Genomic DNA, 242 nt, shown 5'->3' with positions numbered 1-242 from the left:
TACGCACGTCGGCTGGCGCCAACATGCTGTTTGGCGGTTTGGGGAATGACCGATACATCCTTAGTGCCAACGACACCGCCGTAGAGCTGGCAGGCGAGGGCAGCGACGCCGTGGTGATCGAAGCACCAGAGCCCGGCACGCCGCAGACCCAGATGCAGTATCTGGACTTCGAGAAGGTCGGGGGCACGGCCTTCGCCGCATCCTAGCCGGCCGGCGTGTGCAGCGACCGTCCGGACGACACG

1 protein-coding gene is annotated in these 242 nt (G+C 65.7%); it reads left to right on the top strand.

The window, feature by feature from the left end; all coding sequences use genetic code 11:
• Positions 1-206: hypothetical protein (locus ACQG3P_RS22425; protein ID WP_426806288.1), on the top strand; the 206-nt coding region annotated here is incomplete at its 5' end.
• Positions 207-242 lie beyond the last annotated feature (36 nt).

The sequence above is a fragment of the Stenotrophomonas sp. SrG genome, assembly GCF_050031795.1.
Taxonomy (GTDB): Bacteria; Pseudomonadota; Gammaproteobacteria; order Xanthomonadales; family Xanthomonadaceae; genus Stenotrophomonas; species Stenotrophomonas rhizophila_A.
This window is presented reverse-complemented; position numbering and strand designations above follow the sequence as displayed.